The sequence below is a fragment of the Microbacterium sp. C23T genome (assembly GCF_053345975.1).
This window is the reverse complement of sequence record NZ_JBKFBD010000004.1, coordinates 130,549-151,468: the sequence shown is the minus strand read 5'-3', so window position 1 is coordinate 151,468 and position 20,920 is coordinate 130,549. Positions and strand designations below refer to the sequence as shown.

Sequence of the window (20,920 nt, the reverse complement as noted above, 5' to 3'; positions counted from 1 at the left end):
CTTACTTCACCTCTCCATCGGCAAGGTCGGAGACCGGGGCTTCGGGGGCGTCCTTCGCAGGACCGACGCCGACCGGGATGCCCGCCTCGGGGTGGTTCAGGTCGAACGCGGGCCGCTCGCTGCGGATGCGCGGGATCGACGTGAAGTTGTGACGCGGGGGCGGGCACGAGGTCGCCCACTCGAGCGATGCGCCGTAGCCCCACGGGTCGTTGACGGTCACCTTCGGCGCCTTGCGCGACGTGATCCACACGTTGAACAGGAACGGGATCATCGAGGCGCCGAGGATGATGGCGCCGATCGTCGACACCTGGTTCTGCCAGGTCCAGCCGTCTGCCTCGGAGTAGTCCGCGTAGCGACGGACCATGCCGTCGACGCCCAGCCAGTGCTGGATGAGGAAGGTCATGTGGAAGCCGATGAACAGCATCCAGAAGTGGACGTAGCCGAGGCGCTCGTTGAGCATGCGCCCGGTCCACTTCGGCCACCAGAAGTAGAAGCCGGCGAACATCGCGAACACGACCGTGCCGAAGACGACGTAGTGGAAGTGCGCCACGACGAAGTACGAGTCCGACAGGGCGAAGTCGAGCGGCGGCGACGCGAGGATCACGCCGGTGAGACCACCGAACACGAACGACACCAGGAAGCCGAGCGCGAAGACCATCGGGGTCTCGAAGGTCACCGATCCTCGCCAGAGCGTGCCGATCCAGTTGAAGATCTTCACACCCGTCGGAACCGCGATCAGCATCGTCATCAGGGCGAAGAACGGCAGCAGCACCGCACCGGTGACGTACATGTGGTGGGCCCACACCGCGACCGACAGCGCGGCGATCGCGATCGTCGCGTAGACGAGCGTCTTGTAGCCGAAGATCGGCTTGCGGCTGAAGACCGGGAAGATCTCCGACACGATGCCGAAGAACGGCAGCGCGATGATGTAAACCTCGGGGTGACCGAAGAACCAGAACAGGTGCTGCCAGAGGAGCACGCCGCCGTTGGCCGGGTCGTAGATGTGGGCGCCGAGCACGCGGTCGGCGGCGGCGGCGAGGATGGCGGCGGCGAGCACCGGGAACGCCATCAGCACCAGGATGCTGGTGATCAGCGTGTTCCACGAGAAGATCGGCATGCGCCACATGGTCATGCCGGGCGCGCGCATCGTGATGATCGTCGTGATGAAGTTCACGGCACCGAGGATGGTGCCGAAACCGCTCATGCCGAGGCCGAGCATCCAGAGGTTGCCGCCCACCCCGGGCGAGAACGAGGCGTTCGCGAGCGGCTGATACGCGAACCAGCCGAACGCGGCAGCACCCTGCGGGGTGAGGAAGCCGGAGACGGCGATCGTCGAGCCGAAGAGGAACAGCCAGAAGGCGAAGGCGTTCAGACGCGGGAAGGCGACGTCAGGAGCACCGATCTGCAACGGCAGGATCGCGTTCGCGAAGCCCGCGAACAGCGGCGTCGCGAACATCAGCAGCATGATCGTGCCGTGCATCGTGAACAGCTGGTTGTACTGCTCCTTGGTCGGGATGATCTGCATTCCGGGCTCGAAGAGCTCCGCACGGATGATCAGCGCCATCACTCCACCCAGGAGGAAGAAGATGACGGAGGAGATGAGGTACAGGTACCCGATCGTCTTGTGGTCGGTGGAGGTGATCCACTTGACGATGATGTTGCCCTTCTGCTCGACGCGCGATGCGCTGAGCAGTGCGGCCTGACGCGGCGGCAGGGTGGTGGGGCGACCCTGCGTCGTCTCCTGGAGCGGAAGCGTCGTCGCCATGATCAGTTGTCTCCCTCTTCGGATCCCTCGCCCTGAGCGCCCGTCCCGGGCGCGTTCTGCAGACGGTCGTAGGCGTCGTTGATGTCACCGGTCTGGCCCGCCTCGCGCAGCGTGGCGAGGTAGTCCTCGTACTCGGCTGCGCTGACGACCTTGACGTTGAACAGCATCATCGAGTGGTACTCGCCGCAGAGCTCGGCGCACTTGCCGGCGTACTCGCCCTCGCGGGTCGGCGTGAAGGACCAGTAGTTGTCCCGGCCGATGTACATGTCCTTCTTGTAAAGGAAGTCGATGATCCAGAACGAGTGGATGACGTCACGCGACTGCAGCTTGATCTTGACCGACTCGTTGACCGGGAGGACGAGGGTCGGCAGCTCGCTGATGACGTCGCCGCGCTCATCGGTCTGCGCCTGGACGCCCATGGTCCAGACGGTCTCGTCGTCGCTGGCGCCGTCGTACTGGAAGTCCCACGACCACTGCTTGCCGATGGCCGTGATCGACACGTCGGGCTCGTCGTACTGCGTCTCGAGGATCGCCTGGTCGCGCGCGGTGAAGGCGAAGAAGCCGACCACGAGGATGAGCGGGACGATCGTGTAGAAGATCTCGATCGGCATGTTGTAGCGCAGCTGGACGGGAAGACCCATCTGGCCCTTGCGACGCCGGTAGGCGATCGCCGCCCATCCCATCAGGCCCCACGTGATGACGCCGACGACGAGCAGCACGATCCACGAGTTCACCCAGAGACCAGCGACCATGTCGACGTGGTTGGTGGCCGGCTGGCCGTCTTCGGTGAACCCGGGGAGGAAGCCGTGCAGCTCGGTCGGGGTGCATCCGGCGAGGACTGCAGCCGCTGCGATCCCGAGTGGGAGAACGGCCCAGCGGATACGGCGTTTCGAAGGCACGGTGCACCTTTCCGATCACGAACAGGACTCTCGCCAGTCTAGGGCAACCGCCCAGGCGATTCAGGCCATCCGCTCAGGTTGGATCGTGTCGCAGGGACGGAAAAAGGCGGGCCCGGGCGCTAATCGGAGCGCACCGGACCCGCCGGAAAAGTATCGGATCGTTAGCGATCAGTGGAAGCTGTCGCCGCACGCGCACGACCCGGCCGCGTTGGGGTTGTCGATCGTGAAGCCCTGCTCCGAAATGGTGTCCTTGAAGTCGATCGTGGCGCCGTCGAGGTACGGAACGCTCATGTCGTCGACGATCACCTCGACGCCGTCGAAGTCGACAGTCTTGTCGCCGTCCAGGTAGCGCTCGTCGAAGTAGAGCTGGTAGATCAGGCCGCTGCACCCGCCGGGCTGCACGGCAACGCGCAGGCGCAGGTCGTCGCGTCCCTCCTGGTCGAGCAGGTTCTTGACCTTGCCGGCGGCGGCGTCGGTCAGCAGCACACCGTGTTCGCGGGCGGTCTGCTCGGTCGTCAGTGCGGTGTCGGTCATGGCACTCCTCCGGAAGGGCCGCCCCGGATCGATCATCCACTCAGGCGGCGGGATGCGACGATTCTACGCGTGCCCGCTGGCAGAAGGCTCCGGGACCGGCGTATTCGCGCCGATCCCGGAGCCGACGTGTCACCCCTGCGAGGTACGCGCGTCGAGCTTCTCGAGCAGGAGCGCCTCGGAGAGCACGGCGTTGCGGAACGTGTCGAGGTGCAGCGACTCGTTGGGGCTGTGGGCCTTGGCGTGCGGGTCCTCGACGCCGGTCACGAGGATCTGGGCGCCAGGGAACTCCCGCACGAGATCGGCGATGAACGGGATGGACCCGCCCACGCCGATGTCCACGGACTCGACACCGTAGCCCTCGTGGAGCGCCTCTCGGGCGGCCTCCACGGCCCAGCCCGAGGTGTCGACGAGGAAGGCGTCGCCGTAGTCCTGGTCGGTGAAGGTCAGCTGCGCACCGAACGGCGCGTGCTCGCGGAGGTGAGCCTCGATGGCGGCGTAGGCCTCGCGCGCCGGCTGGCCGGGCGCGATGCGCGCGCTGATCACGACGGAGATCTCGGGGCTCAGCGTGTTCGAGGCGTTCACGACGCTCGGCGCGTCGATGCCCGTCACCGTGATCGACGGCTTGTTCCAGATACGGCTGAGGATCGTGCCGCGGCCGACCGGCGAGACGCCGGCCGGAAGCCCGGCCTCGTCGCGCAGCGTCTCCTCGGTGTACTCGGGCGTCTCGGCATCCCGTTCCTCGAGTCCCGCCACGGCGACGGCGCCGTCCCCGTCCCACAGCGTCGCCAGCAACGTGACGGTCGCCATCATCGCGTCGGGCACCGCTCCCCCGAACATGCCGGAGTGCGAGGCGTGCTCGAGGGTGCGGACGCGGAGGGTGAAGCGCGTGTTGCCGCGCAGCGACACCGTGAGCGCGGGGGTCTTGTCGTCCCAGTTGCCGGAGTCGGCGACGACGATCACGTCGGCGCGCAGCGCGTCGGCGTTGTCGGAGAGGAACTGCGCGAACGACCGCGAGCCCGCTTCCTCCTCCCCCTCGAAGAACAGCGCGACGCCGAGGTCGAAGTCGTCGCCGATTCCCTCCTTGAGCGCGCGCAGCGCCGCCAGGTGGGCCATGACGCCCGCCTTGTCATCGGCGGCACCGCGGCCGTAGAGCCGGCCGCCGCGGACGGTGGGCTCGAACGGCGAGGACTCCCAGAGCGACTCGTCGCCGACCGGCTGCACGTCGTGGTGCGCGTAGAGCAGGATCGTCGGGCGGCCGTTGCGGGCGGCGCGCGTGGCGAGGACGGCGGGGTTGCCCCGCTCCCCCGTCTCGGGGATCACCGCGGTGCGGATCTCCACCGTCTCGAACAGCTCCGTCGCGCGCACGAGCTCGGCGACGGCCTCGGCGCTGCGCTGCACCTGAGCGGGGTCGAACCCGGGGAACGCGACGGACGGGATGCGCACGAGATTGCCGAGATCGGCGAGGGCGGAGGGGATGCCGGAAGCCGCGGCTTCGCGCACAGCATCCTGTCGGGAGAGCTCAGTGGTCATGCGGGTAATCTTAAGTGCACCCCTTCTCCGCACTTCGAGGATCACCCGTGGCCAAGAACACCGACCCCGTGCCGAACGACGCCCCCTCCGAGGGCACCGTCCTGAACGGCACCCCCGCCGGCAAGGGCCGCGCCACGCCCTCGCGGGCCGACCAGGAGGCCGCCCGCAAGCGCCCCCTCGTGCCCGACACCAAGGAGGCGAAGGCACGGGCCAAGGCGGATCTCGCCACCCAGCGCGAGAAGGCCCGCATCGGCATGGCCAACGGCGACCAGCGCTACCTCCCGGCCCGCGACCAGGGTGCGCAGCGCAAGTTCGTGCGCGATTGGGTCGACGCCGGCTGGCACCTGGGCGAGGCGGTCATGCCCGCGATGGTGCTCGTCATCCTCGCGACGTTCCTGCCGATCGCGGCCCTGCAATACTACGCGTTCGTCGGCCTCTGGATCTTCATCTTCTTCGTCATCGGCGACATGGTCCTCACGTCGATCACGGTCAAGCGCGCCGTCAAGAAGAAGTTCGGCGAAGGCAAGGTCGAGAAGGGCCTCGGCTGGTACGCCGCCATGCGCACCGTCCAGATGCGCTTCCTGCGCCTGCCGAAGCCGCAGGTCAAGCGCGGCCAGAAGCCGGCCTGAGCTTCACCAGACCACGGTTGATCTGCCGCGCCCACAGCGGGCCGCGGTAGAGGAAGGCCGTGTATCCCTGCACCAGGGTGGCTCCGGCATCCACCCGCTCCTGCACGTCGGCGGCCGTCTCGACGCCGCCGACCGAGATCACGGCGAACTCGGCGGGAACCGTCTGACGCAGCAGTCGCAGCACCTCGAGCGCGCGCGCCTTCAGCGGCGCACCGGACAGCCCGCCGTCCCCCGCGGCGGCCACCGTCGCCGCGTCGGTCACGAGGCCGTCGCGCGAGATCGTGGTGTTCGTCGCGATGATCCCGGAGAGTCCGGCGTCGACCGCGAGCTGCGCGATCGCGACGATCTCGTCGTCGGGGAGGTCGGGGGCGATCTTCACCAGCAACGGCGTCGCGCCCGCGGCGTCGCGCACGGCGTCCAGCAGCGGACGCAGCGTCTCGACGGCCTGCAGGCCGCGCAGCCCGGGCGTGTTCGGCGACGACACGTTCACCACGAGGTAGTCGGCGAGCGGCGCGAGCAGCGTCGCGCTGCGGACGTAGTCGGCGGTCGCATCCGCGACGTCGACGACCCGGCTCTTGCCGATGTTGACCCCGAGCACCGTGCGGCGCGAGCGCTTGCGGAGCGTGCGCAGGCGCGCGGCCGCGGCCTCGGCGCCGTGGTTGTTGAATCCCATGCGGTTCACGACGGCGCGATCCGGGATGAGCCGGAACAGCCGCGGGCGAGGGTTGCCGTCCTGCGGGATCGCCGTGACGGTGCCGACCTCGACGTGGCCGAACCCGAGGGCGTGCAGTCCTGCCGCCCCCTTCACGTCCTTGTCGAACCCTGCCGCGACGCCGAAGGGCGAGTCGAAGGTGAGCCCCAGCGCGGTCGTCCGCAGCTCGGGTGCAGGCCGGGTGATCGCACGCGCGGCCCACGAGAACGGCGGGACCCCCAGCATCCGTATCACGACCATCGCCGAGTGGTGGGCGGACTCGGGGTCCATGCGCGACAGGACGGTGCGGAAGAGGAGGGGATACATCCCTCCTAGGCTATCCGGTCACTCCGCGGCGGTCGGCGCGCTCTCGTCATGCGCGCGGGCGCGGCCGTGGTCGACGCGCAGCTGCTCGATGGCCGCCTCGAAGTCCTCGAGCGAGTCGAACGCCTGGTAGACGCTCGCGAAGCGGAGGTAGGCGACCTCGTCGAGGTCACGCAGTGGGCCGAGGATCGCGAGACCGATCTCGTTCGCGTCGAGCTGGGAGGCGCCCGTCTGGCGGATGCTCTCCTCGACGGTCTGCGCGAGCACCGCGAGGTCGGCATCGGTCACGGGTCGTCCCTGGCACGCCTTGCGCACGCCGGACATGACCTTCTCGCGGCTGAAGGGCTCGATCACGCCCGAGCGCTTGATGACGTTGAGGCTGGCGGTCTCGATCGTGGTGAAACGGCCCCCGCACTGCGGGCACTGACGACGGCGGCGGATGCTGAGGCCGTCGTCGCTCGTGCGCGAGTCGATGACGCGCGAATCGGCGTGGCGGCAGAACGGGCAGTGCATGGCAGAGACAGCCTACGCCGGGAATCCGGACTCAGTCCTCGAAGCGGGCCGTGATGGCCTCGCCGTGAGCAGGGAGCGCCTCGGCCTCGGCCAGCGTCACGATCGCGTCGTGCACGGCGGCGAGGGCGTCGCGGTCGTACTCGATGACCTGCTGCGGGCGCAGGAACGTGGCGGCGGAGAGCCCCGCGGAGTAGCGGGCCTGTCCCCCGGTGGGCAGTACATGGTTGCTGCCGGCGAGGTAATCGCCCAGGCTCACCGGCGAATCCGCGCCGACGAACACGGCGCCCGCGTGCACGAACTCTTCCGGGCGCGGGTCGGCGAGGTGCAGTTCGAGGTGCTCCGGCGCGTACGCGTTGCTGAACGCCGTCGCCCCGGCGAGGTCGTCGACCAGCACGATGGCCGACTGCGGCCCCGCGAGGGCGGCGGCCACGCGCTCGGCGTGGCGCGTCGCGGCGGCGCGGGGTGCGATCGCCTCGACCACGTCGGCCGCGAGCTGCTCCGACGTGGTGACCAGGACGGCGGACGCCTGCTCGTCGTGCTCGGCCTGGCTGATGAGGTCGACGGCGACCAGGCGCGCGTCGGCGCTGTCGTCCGCGACCACGAGGATCTCGGTCGCGCCGGCCTCGGCATCCGTGCCGACGAGGCCTGCCACGGCGCGCTTGGCGGCCGCGACGAAGTTGTTACCGGGACCGGTGACGACGTCGACCGGCTCGAGGCCGAGCGACGCCACGCCGTGGGCGAGCGCACCGATCGCGCCGGCGCCGCCCATCGCGTAGACCTCGGTCACGTCGAGGAGCTTCGCGGCGCCGAGGATCACGGGGTGCACGCGGCCGCCGAACGCGCGCTGCGGTGGGGAGGCGAGAGCGATCTGTGCCACTCCCGCGACCTGCGCCGGCACGACGTTCATGACGACGCTCGACGGGTAGACGGCCTTGCCGCCCGGGACGTACAGGCCGACGCGGCGCACCGGCTGCCACCGCTGCGTCACCCGGGCGCCGGGACCGAGCTCGGTCACCGTCGGCGCGGGGACTTGGGCGGCGGATGCCTCGCGCACGCGCTCGATCGCCTGCTCGAGCGCGGCGCGCACGGCGGGGTCGAGCGTCTCGAGCGCCTCGTCGAGGTGCGCGGCGGGGACGCGGATGTCGTGCTCGACCACGCCGTCGAAGTTCGACGCCTGCTCGCGGAGGGCGATCTCGCCACGCGCGGCGACGTCGTCCACGATGTGCGCGGCCGTCGCGAGGGCCTCTGAGCGCGCCGCCTCGGCACGGGGAACGGTCGCGAGGAGTTCCGCGGGCGTGAGCGCACGCCCGCGCAGGTCGATCGTCCGGAGCATCCTTCTACGGTATCGCGAGGCGGATCGTATCAGCCGCGCGTGACGCCCGAGACGTCGTGCAGGTAGCCGATGCGCCCGTCCTCGTGACGCACCACGAACACCTCGCCGCGGTCCTCGATGACGAGAGCCCACGCGCTCGGGCCGATGCGGAACACGGGGATGCCGATCTCGTCGACGATGTCGCGCTCCTCGGGCACGAGCGCCCAGAAGGCCTGGTGCTGCGGCGCGGTGGCAGCCGCGGGCTCGACGGTCGAGGAGGGGTTCTCGACGTGTTCGAAGGACTCGCGGGCCTGCACGGGCTCGTTCGGGGCGGCCGGGGCCGGCTCCTCAGCGGGAATGGCCTGCTCGTCGATCGGGATGACGGTCGTGGCGAAGTCGTCGTTCGCCGCTGCCTCGGGCGCAGCGGATTCCATCCGCTCGCCCTCGGGCGCCACCGCGGCGGCGGCGGGCGCGTACGACGTGTCCTCCGGCTCGCCTTCGGGCGCCGCCGAGGCGGCGGGTGCGTACGGCGTGTAGTCGGGCTCTGCTTCGGCGGCCGGCTCGGGGCGCACGGGTGCCGGGCGCGCCACCACGGGTAGCACCGGACGGGCACTGCGGTGCGCCGGAACCTCGGGGCGCCCGCGGAAGTCCTGCGCGAACGGGCCGATGAACGGCGCGGCCACGGTGAGCACGACACCGGCGAGCATGAGGAAGAACTCCACCCACACGACCCAGGAGGCGAGGAAGATCTGCCCCACCGACAGGCGGACGAACGAGTTCCACAGGAGGGTCAGCCACAGCACGGTGGCGACGGAGAAGGCGACGGACGCGAACTGGTCGATGCCGAGCGAGCCGACGCGGCGGATGCCCTGCGGTGACAGACGGCGGAGCACGATGAGGAACACCGCGATCGTAGGCACGCCGATCATGAGAACCCAGTCGATGCCGCTGGTCCAGACGGAGGGGGCGGACTCGAACGGGCCGTAGATCGGGAAGAACGACACGACGAACGCGACGATCCAGGTGCCCGCGAGGGCGACTTCGCGGATGGAGAACGGCCCGACACCGTACTGCGGCGGCTCTTCGGTCGCGACCGCCTCGTCGATGCTGGCGTCCTGCTTCTCGTCCGTCACGATGTTTCCTTCCGGCGAGCTCCCGAGGCCCGCGTCGACCTGATATTACCCACGGCGCATGAGACGCCGATGAGACGGCGCGACGCGCGGCGACCTGCGCCGGCGCACGCGCGCCCTGCTGTCATCCCAGGCACTGCGGCCCGAGAAGTCCCTTGAGCTCGCCGTACAGATCCGGGGTGATCCGCACGGTGTGCGGCACCTCGAACACCTTCGCCACCGTGCCGCTGTGGAGCTTGAGCGACACCTCGGTGTCGCCCGCGTGGCGGTTCAGGGTCTGCAGGAGCTCGCCGACGAGCGCCTCGCTCGCGCGCCGCTCGGGCACGATCAGCACCAGGGTGCTGGATTCGTCCATGCTGCCGAGGTCGGGCGAGAACGCGGACTGCGCGTGGAGGTTCATGCCGTCGTCGCGCCGCGACACGCGGCCGCGCACCACGAGGATCGAGTCCGCCTGCAGCATGTGCTGGAACTCGGTGTAGGTCTTGCCCATGAACATGACCGTGATCTCGCCGTCGAAGTCCTCGACGGTGATCATTCCGTAGGGGTTGCCGCTCTGCTTGGCCACGCGGTGCTGGACGCTCGTGACGAGACCGGCGATCGTCACCTGATCGCCGTCGCCCACGTCCTCCGAGGCCAGCAGGTCGTGAATGCTCGTCGAGGCGTGCTTCGCGAGCGGGATCTCGAGGCCGGCCAGCGGGTGGTCCGACACGTAGAGGCCGAGCATCTCGCGCTCGAAGGCGAGCTTGTCCTTCTTGGTCCACTCCGGCCGCTCGGGCACCTTCGCCGACTGCTGGGGCTCGTCGTCGCCCCACAGCGAGTCGAAGTCGAAGCCGACCTCCCCATTGGCCTCGCGTCGCTTGTCGAGTACGGCCGCCTCCGTCGCGTCCTCGTGGATCTCCATGAGTGCGCGCCGCGTCGACCCCATCGTGTCGAACGCGCCGGCCTTGATGAGCGACTCGACCGTCCGCTTGTTCGCCACGTGCACCGGCACTTTGGAGAGGAAGTCGTGGAAGCTCGAGTAGGTCGCCTCCGCCCGCGCGGCGACGATGCCGTCGACGACGTTCGCGCCGACGTTGCGCACGGCACCGAGGCCGAACCTGATGTCTTCGCCGACGGCCGCGAAGTACCGGATCGATTGCCCGACGTCGGGCGGCAGCACCTTGATGCCCATGCGGCGGCACTCGTTGAGGTACACCGCCATCTTGTCCTTCGAGTCGCCGACGCTGGTGAGGAGGGCGGCCATGTACTCGGCGGGATAGTGGGCCTTCAGGTACGCCGTCCAGTACGAGACGAGTCCGTACGCCGCGGAGTGCGCCTTGTTGAAGGCGTAGTCCGAGAAGGGCAGCAGGATGTCCCACAGCGCCTGGATCGCGGCATCGCCGAAGCCGCGCTCCTTCATTCCGCCCGAGAAGCCCTCGTACTGCTTGTCGAGCTCGGACTTCTTCTTCTTACCCATCGCGCGGCGCAGGATGTCTGCTTGGCCGAGCGAGAAGCCGGCGACCTTCTGCGCGATCGCCATGACCTGCTCCTGATAGATGATCAGGCCGTAGCTGATGTCGAGGATGTCTTTCAGCGGCTCCTCGAGCTCCGGATGGATCGGCGTCACCGGCTGCAGGCCGTTCTTGCGCAGCGCGTAGTTCGTGTGCGAGTTCGCGCCCATGGGACCCGGGCGATACAGCGCGATGACGGCCGACACGTCTTCGAAGTTGTCGGGCTTCATGAGGCGCAGGAGCGATCGCATCGGCCCGCCGTCGAGCTGGAACACGCCGAGCGTGTCGCCGCGGGTCAGCAGATCGTACGCGGGTCGGTCGTCGAGCGCGAGGTGCTCGAGGTCGAGCTCCTCGCCGCGGTTCAGACGGATGTTGTCGAGCGCGTCCGAGATGATCGTGAGGTTGCGCAGCCCCAGGAAGTCCATCTTGATGAGGCCGAGGGTCTCGCACGACGGGTAGTCGAACTGCGTGACGATCTGGCCGTCCTGCTCGCGGCGCATGATCGGGATGATGTCGAGCAGCGGCTCGGACGACATAATCACGCCGGCGGCGTGCACGCCCCACTGCCGCTTGAGGCCCTCGAGTCCGAGCGCGCGGTCGAACACCGTCTTCGCCTCGGGGTCGGTCTCGATCAGCGTGCGGAACTCGACGGCTTCCTTGTAACGCGGATGCTGCGGGTCGAACATGCCGTCCAGCGGCATGTCCTTGCCCATCACCGCCGGGGGCATCGCCTTGGTGAGCCGCTCCCCCATGCTGAACGGGAACCCGAGCACACGGCCCGCGTCCTTCAGGGCCTGCTTCGACTTGATGGTGCCGTACGTGACGATCTGCGCGACGCGCTCGGAGCCGTACTTCGCGGTGACGTAGTCGATCACCTCGCCGCGGCGACGGTCGTCGAAGTCGACGTCGAAGTCGGGCATCGAGACGCGGTCGGGGTTGAGGAAGCGCTCGAAGATGAGGCCGTGCTCGAGCGGGTCGAGGTCGGTGATCTTCATCGAGTAGGCGACCATCGAGCCGGCACCCGAGCCGCGGCCGGGACCCACGCGGATCCCGTTGTCCTTGGCCCAGTTGATGAAGTCGGCGACGACGAGGAAGTACCCCGGGAAGCCCATCTGCAGGATGATCCCGGTCTCGTACTCGGCCTGCTTGCGCACCTTGTCGGGGATGCCGCCCGGGTAGCGGTAGTGCAGGCCGCGCTCGACCTCTTTGATGAGCCAGCTGTCTTCGGTCTCCCCGTCGGGTACCGGGAACCGCGGCATGTAGTTCGCCGCGGTGTTGAACTCGACCTTGCAGCGCTCGGCGATCAGCAGCGTGTTGTCGCATGCCTCGGGGTGGTCGCGGAAGAGCTGCCGCATCTCCTGCGCGGTCTTGATGTAGTAGCCGTCACCGTCGAACTTGAAGCGGTTCGGATCGTCGAGCGTCGACCCGGACTGCACGCAGAGCAGGGCGGCGTGCGCGTCGGCCTCGTGCTGGTGCGTGTAGTGGGAGTCGTTGGTGGCCACCAGCGGGATGCTGAGGTCCTTCGCGAGCCGCAGGAGATCCGTCATGATGCGGCGCTCGATCGAGAGGCCGTGGTCCATGATCTCGGCGAAGTAGTTCTCTTTGCCGTAGATGTCCTGGAATTCGGCGGCCGCCGCGCGGGCCGCGTCGTACTGACCCAACCGCAGCCGCGTCTGGACCTCGCCCGACGGGCAGCCGGTCGTCGCGATGAGTCCCTTACCGTACGTCTGCAGGAGCTCGCGGTCCATGCGCGGCTTGAAGTAGTAGCCCTCCATGCTCGACAGCGAGCTCAGCCGGAACAGGTTGTGCATGCCCTCGGTGGTCTCGCTCCACAGCGTGGTGTGCGTGTAGGCACCGGAGCCGGAGACATCGTCGCTCTTCTGCTCGGGCGTGCCCCACGCCACGCGCGACTTGTCGCTGCGGTGGGTGCCGGGCGTGACATACGCCTCGAGTCCGATGATGGGGTTGATGCCGGCGGCCTGAGCCGCGCGGTAGAACTCGAACGCGGCGAACGTGTTGCCGTGGTCGGTGACGGCGATCGCCGGCATGCCGTACTCGGCCGCCGCCTGCGTCATCGCCCCGATCTTGGCCGCTCCGTCGAGCATCGAGTACTCGCTGTGCACGTGCAGATGGACGAAGGAATCGGATGCCACGCATCGAGTCTAGGTTCGGCCGCCGACACCGGCCGCGGCATCCGTCGTGAGTCGCGCACTCCTGCCACGAGGTCCCTTCACCCTCGACTCGAGGGTGAAGGTCGGGGGCCTCAGAAGTCTTCGTCGAGGGCGTACTGGCGCTGCCACGACTCGGGGCGGGCGATCCCGAGGCCGTACAGGTAGCGGATGAGCTGGCCGTGATGCTGCGTCTCGTGTTCGAGCAGCGCCAGCGCGTAGGTGAGGGATGCCTCGTCTTCGGCGTCGAGCCCCGCGATCCAGTCGTCGACATCCGAAGAGGTCTGCACCAGCGCCGCGCGGAGGGCCGCGGCATCCGTCGTCTCGTTCGCCGTGACGGGGCTCGTGAAGCCCTGCCACTCCCCCGCCTTCGCGGCACGCGGGTAGCTCTCGCGCGCCCCGAGGACGCACCAGAGCTGGTGTCCGACCGTGTCGGAGGGGAGGTCGGCGAGGTGCGAGCCCAGCTGCTCCGCCGAGACCGCGTCGACGAAGTCGAGGTAGAGGGTGTTCGCGCGGGAGAAGCGGCGGCGCAGGAGTTCGTTCACGCGTCCACGCTAGAGGTCGAGACGCATCAGCACGCGGGGAAACCCCGACAGCACCGACTCGGTGTCGGCCGCCTTCACGAAGCCGGCCGACTCGAACAAGCGGCGCGTGCCGACGTACGCCATCGTGAGGTCGACCCTTTCGCCGCCGTTGTCGACCGGGTAGCCCTCGATGGCCGGTGCGCCCCGATCCCGCGCGAAGTCGACGGCGCCGTCGATGAGCGCATGCATGACGCCCTTCTTGCGATGCCCCGGCCGCACGCGGAAGCACCAGAGCGACCACACGTCCTGCTCGTCGACGTGCGGGATCTTGCGGAACGTCGCGAAGTGCGTCCGCGTGCGCGGCGCGACCGCCGCCCAGCCGACGACCTCGTCACCGTCGTAGGCGAGCACGCCGATGGGACCCTCCTCGTCGATGAGTCGCCGCACCCGCTCGCCGCGCTCCGGACCCTTGAGTGCGAGGTTCTCCTTCGACGGGATGCGGTAGCTCAGGCAGAAGCACACGTTGGACGCCGGATTCTTCGGACCCACCATGGTCGCGACGTCGTCGTACACGTCGGCGGGTCTCACCTCGATCGTCATGCCCCACACTCTGCCCGCAGCATCCGACATCGTCCGGGCGGTGCCGATCGGGCGACGGCCCGCCGCATAGGGTGTGAGCATGCCCACCCCGGACTTCATCCTCGAGCTGCGTGAGAAGGTCGGCACGCACCCGCTGCCACTGGTCGGCGTGACGGCCGTGGTCGTCCGCGACGGTCGGGTGCTCCTCGGCCGCCGCAGCGACAACGGTCACCTCACGCCCGTCACCGGCATCGTGGATCCCGGCGAGGAGCCGGCCGACGCCGCCGTGCGCGAGACCCTCGAGGAGGCCGGCGTGGTCTGCCGCGCCGAACGGCTCGCGTGGGTGCACCAGATCCCACGGGTCACGTACGAGAACGGCGACCAGAGCGACTATCTCGACCTCACGTTCCGCTGCGTGTGGGTGTCGGGCGACCCCTACCCCGCCGACGGCGAGATGACCGAGGTCGGCTGGTTCGACCTCGCGGACCTTCCCGACGAGGTCGGCCCCGATATGCGTCGGCGTATCGCGGCGGCGCTCGTCGCGGACGGCGACGCACGGTTCGAGGGCGGGCGCTGATTCCCGACCCCGGCTCAGCCGTCGATGTGGACCAGGTCGAAGCCGCGAGCGCGGAGGTCGTCCACGGCGTCGAGCGCCCCGGGAGAGGTGCCGCCCTCGGGGTGGTTCATGTGCGCGAGCACGATGCCTCCCGCTTCCAGACGCCCGAACTCGTGACGGACGCTCGCCGACGAGAACGTCGCGCCGCCGTCGCCGTTGACTGTGAAGCCGATGGGCGTCTCGCCGAGGTCGCGCACGATCTGCGCCGCGATCTCGTCGTAGTGCGCGGTGCCGGCGCGGAAGAACCGCGGTGCCGCACCGGTGAGCGCGGTGAGCCGTTCATGGTTGCCCCACACTTCGTCGGCCGCAGCCTGCGACGAGGCCGTTCCCGGGATGCCGTAGGCCGCCCGCCCGCTCACCGAGAGAGGCACGTGCGCGGTGCCGTGGTTGCCGAGCACGAACAGCGGGTCGGCGGCGAGCTCGGCGGCCAGCTGCGGGTTGGCGTCGATCCACCGGCTGTTCAGGAACAGGGTCGCCTTGGCTTGACGTGATCGCAGCCCGGCGATCAGCTCCGCGTCGAACGCGGCCCCGCCGCCCCCGCCGCAGGCGTCGAAGGTGAGTGCGGCGCGCGGAGCGCCGCTCGGACTCGTCGGCTGCACGAGCGTCGCCCGAACTCCGGAGACATCCGTCCCCCACTGCGTCGGCACAGCGCCGGCGTAGCGCGCGGCGATGGCGACGCGATCAGGCGCGGGTGTCGGTGTCGGTATGGGCGTCGGTGTCGGTGTGGGCGTCGGTGTCGGTGTGAGCGTCGGTGTCGGATGGACGGCCGGAGCGGCGGTCGGCTGCGGGCGCCCCGACGGCGTACGCCGTGCGATCGCGGCCGTTCGTTCCGGCGCGCAGGCGGCGAGGGCGGACACCCCGGCCACCGCGGCGACGAGCAGCACCGCTCTGCGCCCTACGGCGGAGTTCCCATCCACGCGACGACCCCCGGACACTCTTGTCCGCCACCCCCAGTGGCCGCCTCAGCATAGCGGCAGCAGCGCCGGCGGGCGGAAGGGAAGCGCCGCGCTGGCGCCCGCTCAGTCCCCGCGCAGCACGCGGAGCGCGTGCGCGAGGTCGGCCGGATACTCCGACCTGAACGTGACCCAGTCCCCGGTGGCGGGATGCGCGAACGAGAGCTCGTGGGCGTGCAGCCACTGGCGCGTGAGGCCCAGTCGCGCCGACATCGTCGGGTCGGCGCCGTAGAGCGGATCGCCGACGCAAGGGTGCCGGTGCGCGGCCATGTGCACGCGGATCTGGTGGGTGCGCCCGGTCTCGAGGTGGATCTCGAGCAGCGAGGCGCCCGGGAACGCCTCGAGGGTCTCGTAGTGCGTGACGGAGTCCTTGCCCTCGGGGGTCACCGCGAACTTCCACGAGTGCGACGGATGCCGCCCGATCGGCGCGTCGATGGTGCCGGCGAGCGGGTCGGGATGCCCCTGCACGACGGCGTGATAGATCTTCTCCACCTCGCGCTCCTTGAAGGCGCGCTTGAGTGCGACGTACGCCTGCTCGGTCTTGGCGACGACCATGAGGCCGCTCGTGCCGACATCGAGTCGGTGCACGACCCCCTGACGCTCGGCGGCGCCGGTCGTCGCGATGCGGTAGCCGCCGGCGGCGAGGGCGCCGAGCACCGTCGGACCCTCCCACCCGAGGGAGGGATGCGCCGCGACCCCCGATGGCTTGTCGACCACCACGATGTCGTCGTCGTCGTAGACGATGCCGAGGTCGGGCACCTCCACAGGGATGACCCGCGGCTCCTCCTTCGGCGCCCATGACACGTCGAGCCACGCGCCGCCGCGCAGCTTGTCGGACTTCGCGAGCGTGCGCCCGTCCATCGTCACACCGCCGGCCTCGGCGACCTCCGCGGCGAAGGTGCGCGAGAAGCCGAGCATCTTGGCGAGGGCCGCGTCGACGCGGGCGCCGTCGAGGCCGTCGGGAACGGGAAGGCTGCGGGAGTCCACGTCAGAGCTGGGCGCCGGACTCGGGCCGCTTCGGGTCGTGCCCGGCCTCGTGCTCGGCCTCGTACTCCTCCGCTTCGCGCTCTGCCTCTTCCTCGACCTCGTGCTGCTCGGCCTCGCTCAGCGGGGGCAGGCCGCGCTCGGCGGCCGGGATGCCCGCGTCGGGGTCGGCGACGGGGAACTCATTGCCGAAACCCTCCACGGTGCCGCCGGAGGCGAACTGGTCGCCCTCGGCGCCGAGGAGCGTCTCGTCGTTCTCGGCCTCGTCCTCGTTCTTGCGGCCGTGGTCGCGCGTACCGTCCATGTGAACCCCCACGAGTACCAAGAGTGCGATCGCGATCATGTCGCACACGATGAAGATGTCGGCGACGTTGTAGATCGCCGGGGACATGCCGGGGAAGAACCACATCCACGGCGTGTTGATGAAGTCCACGACGTGCCCGACGCCGAAGCCGGGGTCGCGGAAGAGCCGGTCGGTGAGATTGCCCAGGACGCCGCCGAGGAGGAGTCCGAGGGCCACCGCCCAGAGGCGCGAGCGCACGCGCGTCGCGGCGAGCCACCCGATGACGACGGCGACGACGGCCAGCGCGATCGTGAAGATCCACGTGACCTCCTCGCCGAGCGAGAAGGCGGCGCCGGGGTTGCGGGTCAGGTAGAAGCTCAGGAAGTCGCCGAGGACCTCGACCGGCTCCTGGTAGGGCAGGTTCTCGAGTGCAAGGTACTTCGCCAACTGGTCGGCGGCCAGCACCAGCACCGCGAGAACCGCGATGATGGTGCCGGCCGCCGCCTGACGAAGGGGTGGTCGGCGCGACAAGGCCTAGAGGCCCAGCGCGGAGACCGGCTGAGCGCCGGACGCCGTCGCCGTGGTCTCGAGGTCGCGCAGCTTGCCCTCGATGTAGCTGCGCAGCTGTGCGCGGTAGTCGCGCTCGAAGTTGCGGAGCTCGGAGATGCGGCCCTCGAGCGTGGTGCGCTCGCGCTCGAGCTTCGAGAGCTCCTCGCGACCGCGGGTCTCGGCCTCGGACACGATCGACGCGGCCTGCGACTTGGCGTCGGAGATGAGCTGGTCGCGCTGCGCGATGCCCTCGGCGACGTGCTCGTCGTGCAGGCGCTGCGCCAGCTCGATGATGCCGGCACTCGCTGCGGGAGCTGCGCCACCGACGGCGGGGGCGGGCTCGGCGACAGGCGCCGGGGCGGGCGCAGCGGCAGGCGCGGCAGCACCCGACTCGTACGCCGCCAGCTTGGCCTTCAGCTCCTCGTTCTCGGTGAGAGCCTTGCGCCACTCCACGACGATCTCGTCGAGGAAGTCGTCCACCTCATCCGGGTCGAAACCCTCCTTGAAGCGGACGTGCTGGAACTGCTTGGTGACGACGTCATCGGGGGACAATGCCATGGTGATTCCTCTTTCGAGCGTCTGGTCGCTGGCCGATGTCGGGGCGGCCGCCGGCTGGCGGCCGTTCGTATCAGCAAAGCATAGTCATCGGTTCTGAGAGTGTCGAAGCCGGCGACCGGGTCGGAGTGAGTCGGTTCAGCCCGCGATGGTGCGGGTGATGCTGAGCAGGATGAAGCACAGCAGCATCGTCAGCGCGAACCCGAAGTCGATCGCGATCGCCCCCACGCGCAGCGGCGGGATGAAGCGCCGGAACAGCCTGATCGGCGGGTCGGTGACGGTGTAGATGATCTCCGCGGCGACGAGACCCGCGCCCCGCGGGCGCCACTCCCGGTTGAAGAACGGGATCCAGTCCAGGACCAGCCGCGAGAGCAACACGAAGACATAGAGCAGCAGCGCGAGGTTGAGGATCGCTGCGATGAGTTGGACGACTGCCACGTAGCCAGATTACGGCTGCGCGAACGGAACCGACTCCGGATCCGCCTGCGCGACCGCTCCGTCGCCCGACACGGCGACGTTCTCGGGCGAGAGCAGGAACACCTTGCTGGTGACCCGCTCGATGCGTCCGTAGAGGCCGAGCGACAGGCCGCTCGCGAAGTCGATGAGACGCCGCGCGTCGGCGTCGCTCATCTGCGAGAGGTTGATGATGACGGGGATGCCGTCGCGGAAGTTCTCGGCGATGACCTGGGCATCGCGGTACTGCTTTGGGTGCACCGTGAGGATCTCGTTGATCGCCGCGGGCGTCGGCTGGCGCACGACCGCGGGACGGTGGATCGGCGTCACGGGAGCAGCCGGCTTCTCGACGACCTGCTCGGACTTGCGAGCACGCGGCTGAGGGGCCGGCTCTTCGTAGACCTCTTCCTCGTCGGCGAGGCCGAGGTACACCATGGTCTTCTTGAGCGGGTTCGACATCTGATCCTCCGTAGTGCTCATCTGTTCCGAGGTTAACCGCGTTCTGGTCTGGGTCCGGTGATTGCCGAACCGATGCGCAGGTGTGTCGCGCCGGCCGCGATGGCCTCGGCGAAGTCCGCCGTCATGCCGGCGGAGATCCAATCGGCATCGGGGACGACGCCGCGCACGACGGCCGCGAGGCGGTTCAGCCGCTCGAACGCCGGCGCGGGTGGCTCGTCCAGCGGCGCGACCGCCATCACGCCGCGCACACGCAGCGAGGGCAGCGCGGCGGTGTGGGCGGCGAGGGCCTCGAGGTCGGCGGGGGCGACGCCGCCCCGGCCGGGGTCGTCGGTGAGATTGACCTGCAGCAGCACGTCGAGGACGGCGTCCCCCGGCTCGCCCGCGGCGTCGAGCGCGTCGGCGAGACGGGTGCGGTCGAGTGAATGGACGACGGATGCTGCAGCCCGGATCGCGCGCGCCTTGTTGGTCTGCGCCTGCCCGATGAAGTGCCACCGCAGGCCGGCGAGGTCTCCGACCTCGACCGCCTTGCGGCTGAACTCCTGCTGCCGGTTCTCCCCCACGTCGCGCACGCCGAGCCCGTACAGCTCCTCGACGAGGGACGCGGGGTGGAACTTCGTCACGACGATGCGCGTGAGCTCGGACGGATCGCGGCGCGCCGCGCGCGCAGCATCCGCGATCCGCTCATCGATCGCCGCGAGGCGATCGGCGAGGTCGCCCACTTACTTGAGGAAGTCGGGGATGTCGAGGTCGTCGTCGCCGAAAGCGGTGTCGTAGGACGACTCCGTGACGGCGCCGACTGCGACGGGAACTTGGGGCGTCTGCGTCTCGACGACGTCGCGGTCCTTCGCGGCCTCGTCGGCGGGCGTCACGGGCAGCGCGGGCGTCGAGACGACGCGCGTGGCCGTGATCGGCTCGATGCGGGCCTGCGGCTCGCCGCCGTCGAAGCCCGCCGCGATGACGGTGACGCGCACCTCGTCGCCGAGGGTGTCGTCGATGACCGTGCCGAAGATGATGTTCGCCTCGGGGTGCGCGGCCTCCTTGACCAGCTGCGCCGCATCGTTGATCTCGAAGATGCCGAGGTTCGAGCCGCCCTGGATCGACAGCAGCACACCGTGGGCGCCCTCGATCGAGGCCTCGAGCAGGGGCGATTCGACGGCGAGCTCTGCGGCCTTGATGGCGCGATCCGCCCCCCGCGCCGAGCCGATGCCCATGAGGGCCGACCCTGCCCCCTGCATGACCGACTTGACGTCGGCGAAGTCGAGGTTGATGAGACCGGGCGTCGTGATGAGGTCGGTGATGCCCTGCACACCGGCGAGGAGCACCTGGTCGGCGGTGGCGAACGCCTCGATCATCGAGATGCCGCGGTCGCTGATCTCGAGGAGGCGGTCGTTCGGCACCACGATGAGGGTGTCGACCTCTTCCTTCAGACGTGCGACGCCCGACTCGGCCTGCTGCTGGCGGCGACGGCCCTCGAAGGAGAAGGGCTTCGTCACGACACCGATCGTGAGTGCTCCTATCGACTTCGCGATCTTCGCGACCACCGGAGCGCCGCCGGTGCCGGTGCCGCCACCCTCGCCCGCGGTGACGAAGACCATGTCCGCGCCGCGCAGCGCCTCCTCGATCTCCTCCGCGTGATCCTCGGCGGCACGGCGACCCACCTCGGGGTCGGCGCCTGCGCCGAGCCCTCGGGTCAGCTCGCGCCCGACGTCCAGCTTGACGTCGGCGTCGCTCATGAGCAGCGCCTGGGCATCGGTGTTGATGGCGATGAACTCGACGCCCCGCAGGCCGAGCTCGATCATGCGGTTGACCGCGTTCACTCCGCCGCCGCCGACGCCGACCACCTTGATGACGGCGAGGTAGTTCTGGTTCTGGCTCATGCCGGCCTCCGTAGCCCTGGACCTGTCTAAACCTTCAACCTCTAGTAGAGGTATAAAGAATTGCCCGGTATGCAATTCCTTTGTCACGAAAGTAGGCCGATGC

The 20,920-nt window shown here is 69.4% G+C and carries 20 protein-coding genes and 1 pseudogene; 2 read left to right on the top strand and 19 right to left on the bottom strand.

The features are described from left to right. Nucleotide 1: 1 nt before the first annotated feature. The 4 genes from ctaD to ACLBXX_RS03675 form a co-directional block, all read right to left on the bottom strand. Entirely contained in the window at nucleotides 2-1,765 is a 1,764-nt protein-coding gene (gene ctaD, locus ACLBXX_RS03690) for an aa3-type cytochrome oxidase subunit I (RefSeq protein ID WP_045298929.1), read from the bottom strand. A gap of 2 nt (nucleotides 1,766-1,767) precedes the next feature. Then, a complete protein-coding gene (gene ctaC / locus ACLBXX_RS03685; protein ID WP_045298931.1) occupies nucleotides 1,768-2,664 on the bottom strand; it encodes an aa3-type cytochrome oxidase subunit II in 897 nt (298 codons plus the stop codon). Between the two features lie 168 nt (nucleotides 2,665-2,832). Continuing rightward, nucleotides 2,833-3,198, bottom strand: coding sequence for an iron-sulfur cluster insertion protein ErpA (gene erpA, locus ACLBXX_RS03680; RefSeq protein ID WP_310290364.1), 366 nt, complete (start codon nucleotides 3,196-3,198; stop codon nucleotides 2,833-2,835). Nucleotides 3,199-3,327: 129 nt separating this feature from the next. Next, nucleotides 3,328-4,728: a M20/M25/M40 family metallo-hydrolase gene (locus tag ACLBXX_RS03675; protein WP_447656871.1), complete on the bottom strand. Its 1,401-nt coding sequence runs from the start codon at nucleotides 4,726-4,728 to the stop codon at nucleotides 3,328-3,330. Between the two features lie 47 nt (nucleotides 4,729-4,775). Between ACLBXX_RS03675 and ACLBXX_RS03670 the strand changes: the two genes are divergently transcribed. After that, nucleotides 4,776-5,357: a DUF3043 domain-containing protein gene (locus ACLBXX_RS03670; protein WP_447656870.1), complete on the top strand. Its 582-nt coding sequence runs from the start codon at nucleotides 4,776-4,778 to the stop codon at nucleotides 5,355-5,357. Here the strand turns inward: ACLBXX_RS03670 and ACLBXX_RS03665 are convergent. From ACLBXX_RS03665 to ACLBXX_RS03635, 7 genes are all read right to left on the bottom strand, one after another. Further along, the gene (locus tag ACLBXX_RS03665; RefSeq protein WP_447656869.1) at nucleotides 5,332-6,375 is read right to left on the bottom strand and encodes a quinone-dependent dihydroorotate dehydrogenase; all 1,044 of its coding nucleotides are present in this window, start codon (nucleotides 6,373-6,375) and stop codon (nucleotides 5,332-5,334) included. The genes ACLBXX_RS03670 and ACLBXX_RS03665 overlap by 26 nt on opposite strands. Nucleotides 6,376-6,393: 18 nt before the next feature. Next, nucleotides 6,394-6,885, bottom strand: coding sequence for a transcriptional regulator NrdR (nrdR, locus tag ACLBXX_RS03660; RefSeq protein ID WP_447656868.1), 492 nt, complete (start codon nucleotides 6,883-6,885; stop codon nucleotides 6,394-6,396). Between the two features lie 31 nt (nucleotides 6,886-6,916). Further along, nucleotides 6,917-8,218 carry a histidinol dehydrogenase gene (hisD, locus tag ACLBXX_RS03655; RefSeq protein ID WP_447656867.1) on the bottom strand — a complete coding sequence of 434 codons (1,302 nt, stop codon included), beginning with the start codon at nucleotides 8,216-8,218 and terminating at the stop codon, nucleotides 6,917-6,919. A gap of 29 nt (nucleotides 8,219-8,247) precedes the next feature. Then, a complete protein-coding gene (locus ACLBXX_RS03650) occupies nucleotides 8,248-9,330 on the bottom strand; it encodes a hypothetical protein (RefSeq protein WP_447656866.1) in 1,083 nt (360 codons plus the stop codon). Between the two features lie 121 nt (nucleotides 9,331-9,451). Continuing rightward, nucleotides 9,452-12,922: a DNA polymerase III subunit alpha gene (gene dnaE, locus ACLBXX_RS03645; protein ID WP_447656909.1), complete on the bottom strand. Its 3,471-nt coding sequence runs from the start codon at nucleotides 12,920-12,922 to the stop codon at nucleotides 9,452-9,454. A 158-nt stretch (nucleotides 12,923-13,080) separates the two neighbouring features. Continuing rightward, complete coding sequence (locus tag ACLBXX_RS03640; RefSeq protein ID WP_447656865.1) at nucleotides 13,081-13,530, bottom strand: DinB family protein; 450 nt, start codon at nucleotides 13,528-13,530, stop codon at nucleotides 13,081-13,083. A 9-nt stretch (nucleotides 13,531-13,539) separates the two neighbouring features. Further along, entirely contained in the window at nucleotides 13,540-14,109 is a 570-nt protein-coding gene (locus ACLBXX_RS03635; protein WP_447656908.1) for a GNAT family N-acetyltransferase, read from the bottom strand. A gap of 79 nt (nucleotides 14,110-14,188) precedes the next feature. Here ACLBXX_RS03635 and ACLBXX_RS03630 point away from each other — a divergent pair, with 79 nt between their 5' ends. Next, nucleotides 14,189-14,665, top strand: a complete 477-nt coding sequence (locus ACLBXX_RS03630; RefSeq protein ID WP_447656864.1) for an NUDIX hydrolase — start codon at nucleotides 14,189-14,191, stop codon at nucleotides 14,663-14,665. Between the two features lie 14 nt (nucleotides 14,666-14,679). Here ACLBXX_RS03630 and ACLBXX_RS03625 read toward each other — a convergent pair whose 3' ends face one another. From ACLBXX_RS03625 to ftsZ, 8 genes and pseudogenes are all read right to left on the bottom strand, one after another. Further along, nucleotides 14,680-15,351, bottom strand: coding sequence for a polysaccharide deacetylase family protein (locus ACLBXX_RS03625; protein WP_447656863.1), 672 nt, complete (start codon nucleotides 15,349-15,351; stop codon nucleotides 14,680-14,682). 372 nt (nucleotides 15,352-15,723) lie between these two features. Next, nucleotides 15,724-16,644, bottom strand: coding sequence for an RluA family pseudouridine synthase (locus ACLBXX_RS03620; RefSeq protein WP_447656862.1), 921 nt, complete (start codon nucleotides 16,642-16,644; stop codon nucleotides 15,724-15,726). Nucleotides 16,645-16,870: 226 nt separating this feature from the next. Next, nucleotides 16,871-17,455 (bottom strand): annotated as a pseudogene (gene lspA / locus ACLBXX_RS03615) (signal peptidase II); the annotation flags it as partial. A gap of 3 nt (nucleotides 17,456-17,458) precedes the next feature. Beyond that, nucleotides 17,459-18,031 (bottom strand): DivIVA domain-containing protein, encoded by a 573-nt coding sequence (locus ACLBXX_RS03610; protein ID WP_387138336.1) that lies wholly within the window; start codon nucleotides 18,029-18,031, stop codon nucleotides 17,459-17,461. A gap of 135 nt (nucleotides 18,032-18,166) precedes the next feature. Then, nucleotides 18,167-18,466, bottom strand: coding sequence for a YggT family protein (locus ACLBXX_RS03605; RefSeq protein ID WP_056367105.1), 300 nt, complete (start codon nucleotides 18,464-18,466; stop codon nucleotides 18,167-18,169). Nucleotides 18,467-18,475: 9 nt separating this feature from the next. After that, entirely contained in the window at nucleotides 18,476-18,940 is a 465-nt protein-coding gene (locus ACLBXX_RS03600; RefSeq protein WP_310291761.1) for a cell division protein SepF, read from the bottom strand. Between the two features lie 32 nt (nucleotides 18,941-18,972). Next, nucleotides 18,973-19,659 carry a YggS family pyridoxal phosphate-dependent enzyme gene (locus ACLBXX_RS03595; RefSeq protein ID WP_447656861.1) on the bottom strand — a complete coding sequence of 229 codons (687 nt, stop codon included), beginning with the start codon at nucleotides 19,657-19,659 and terminating at the stop codon, nucleotides 18,973-18,975. After that, entirely contained in the window at nucleotides 19,660-20,817 is a 1,158-nt protein-coding gene (ftsZ, locus tag ACLBXX_RS03590) for a cell division protein FtsZ (protein WP_387138343.1), read from the bottom strand. Nucleotides 20,818-20,920: the final 103 nt, after the last annotated feature.

Excerpts from the sequence above, each read along its gene's own strand:
- ctaD (WP_045298929.1), bottom strand. The coding sequence starts at position 1,765 with ATGGCGACGACGCTTCCGCTCCAGGAGACGACGCAGGGTCGCCCCACC.
- erpA (WP_310290364.1), bottom strand. The coding sequence starts at position 3,198 with ATGACCGACACCGCACTGACGACCGAGCAGACCGCCCGCGAACACGGT.
- ACLBXX_RS03675 (WP_447656871.1), bottom strand. The coding sequence starts at position 4,728 with ATGACCACTGAGCTCTCCCGACAGGATGCTGTGCGCGAAGCCGCGGCT.
- ACLBXX_RS03665 (WP_447656869.1), bottom strand. The coding sequence starts at position 6,375 with ATGTATCCCCTCCTCTTCCGCACCGTCCTGTCGCGCATGGACCCCGAG.
- nrdR (WP_447656868.1), bottom strand. The coding sequence starts at position 6,885 with ATGCACTGCCCGTTCTGCCGCCACGCCGATTCGCGCGTCATCGACTCG.
- hisD (WP_447656867.1), bottom strand. The coding sequence starts at position 8,218 with ATGCTCCGGACGATCGACCTGCGCGGGCGTGCGCTCACGCCCGCGGAA.
- dnaE (WP_447656909.1), bottom strand. The coding sequence starts at position 12,922 with ATGCTCGACGGAGCGGCCAAGATCGGGGCGATGACGCAGGCGGCGGCC.
- ACLBXX_RS03635 (WP_447656908.1), bottom strand. The coding sequence starts at position 14,109 with ATGACGATCGAGGTGAGACCCGCCGACGTGTACGACGACGTCGCGACC.
- ACLBXX_RS03630 (WP_447656864.1), top strand. The coding sequence starts at position 14,189 with ATGCCCACCCCGGACTTCATCCTCGAGCTGCGTGAGAAGGTCGGCACG.
- ACLBXX_RS03610 (WP_387138336.1), bottom strand. The coding sequence starts at position 18,031 with ATGGCATTGTCCCCCGATGACGTCGTCACCAAGCAGTTCCAGCACGTC.
- ACLBXX_RS03600 (WP_310291761.1), bottom strand. The coding sequence starts at position 18,940 with ATGTCGAACCCGCTCAAGAAGACCATGGTGTACCTCGGCCTCGCCGAC.
- ftsZ (WP_387138343.1), bottom strand. The coding sequence starts at position 20,817 with ATGAGCCAGAACCAGAACTACCTCGCCGTCATCAAGGTGGTCGGCGTC.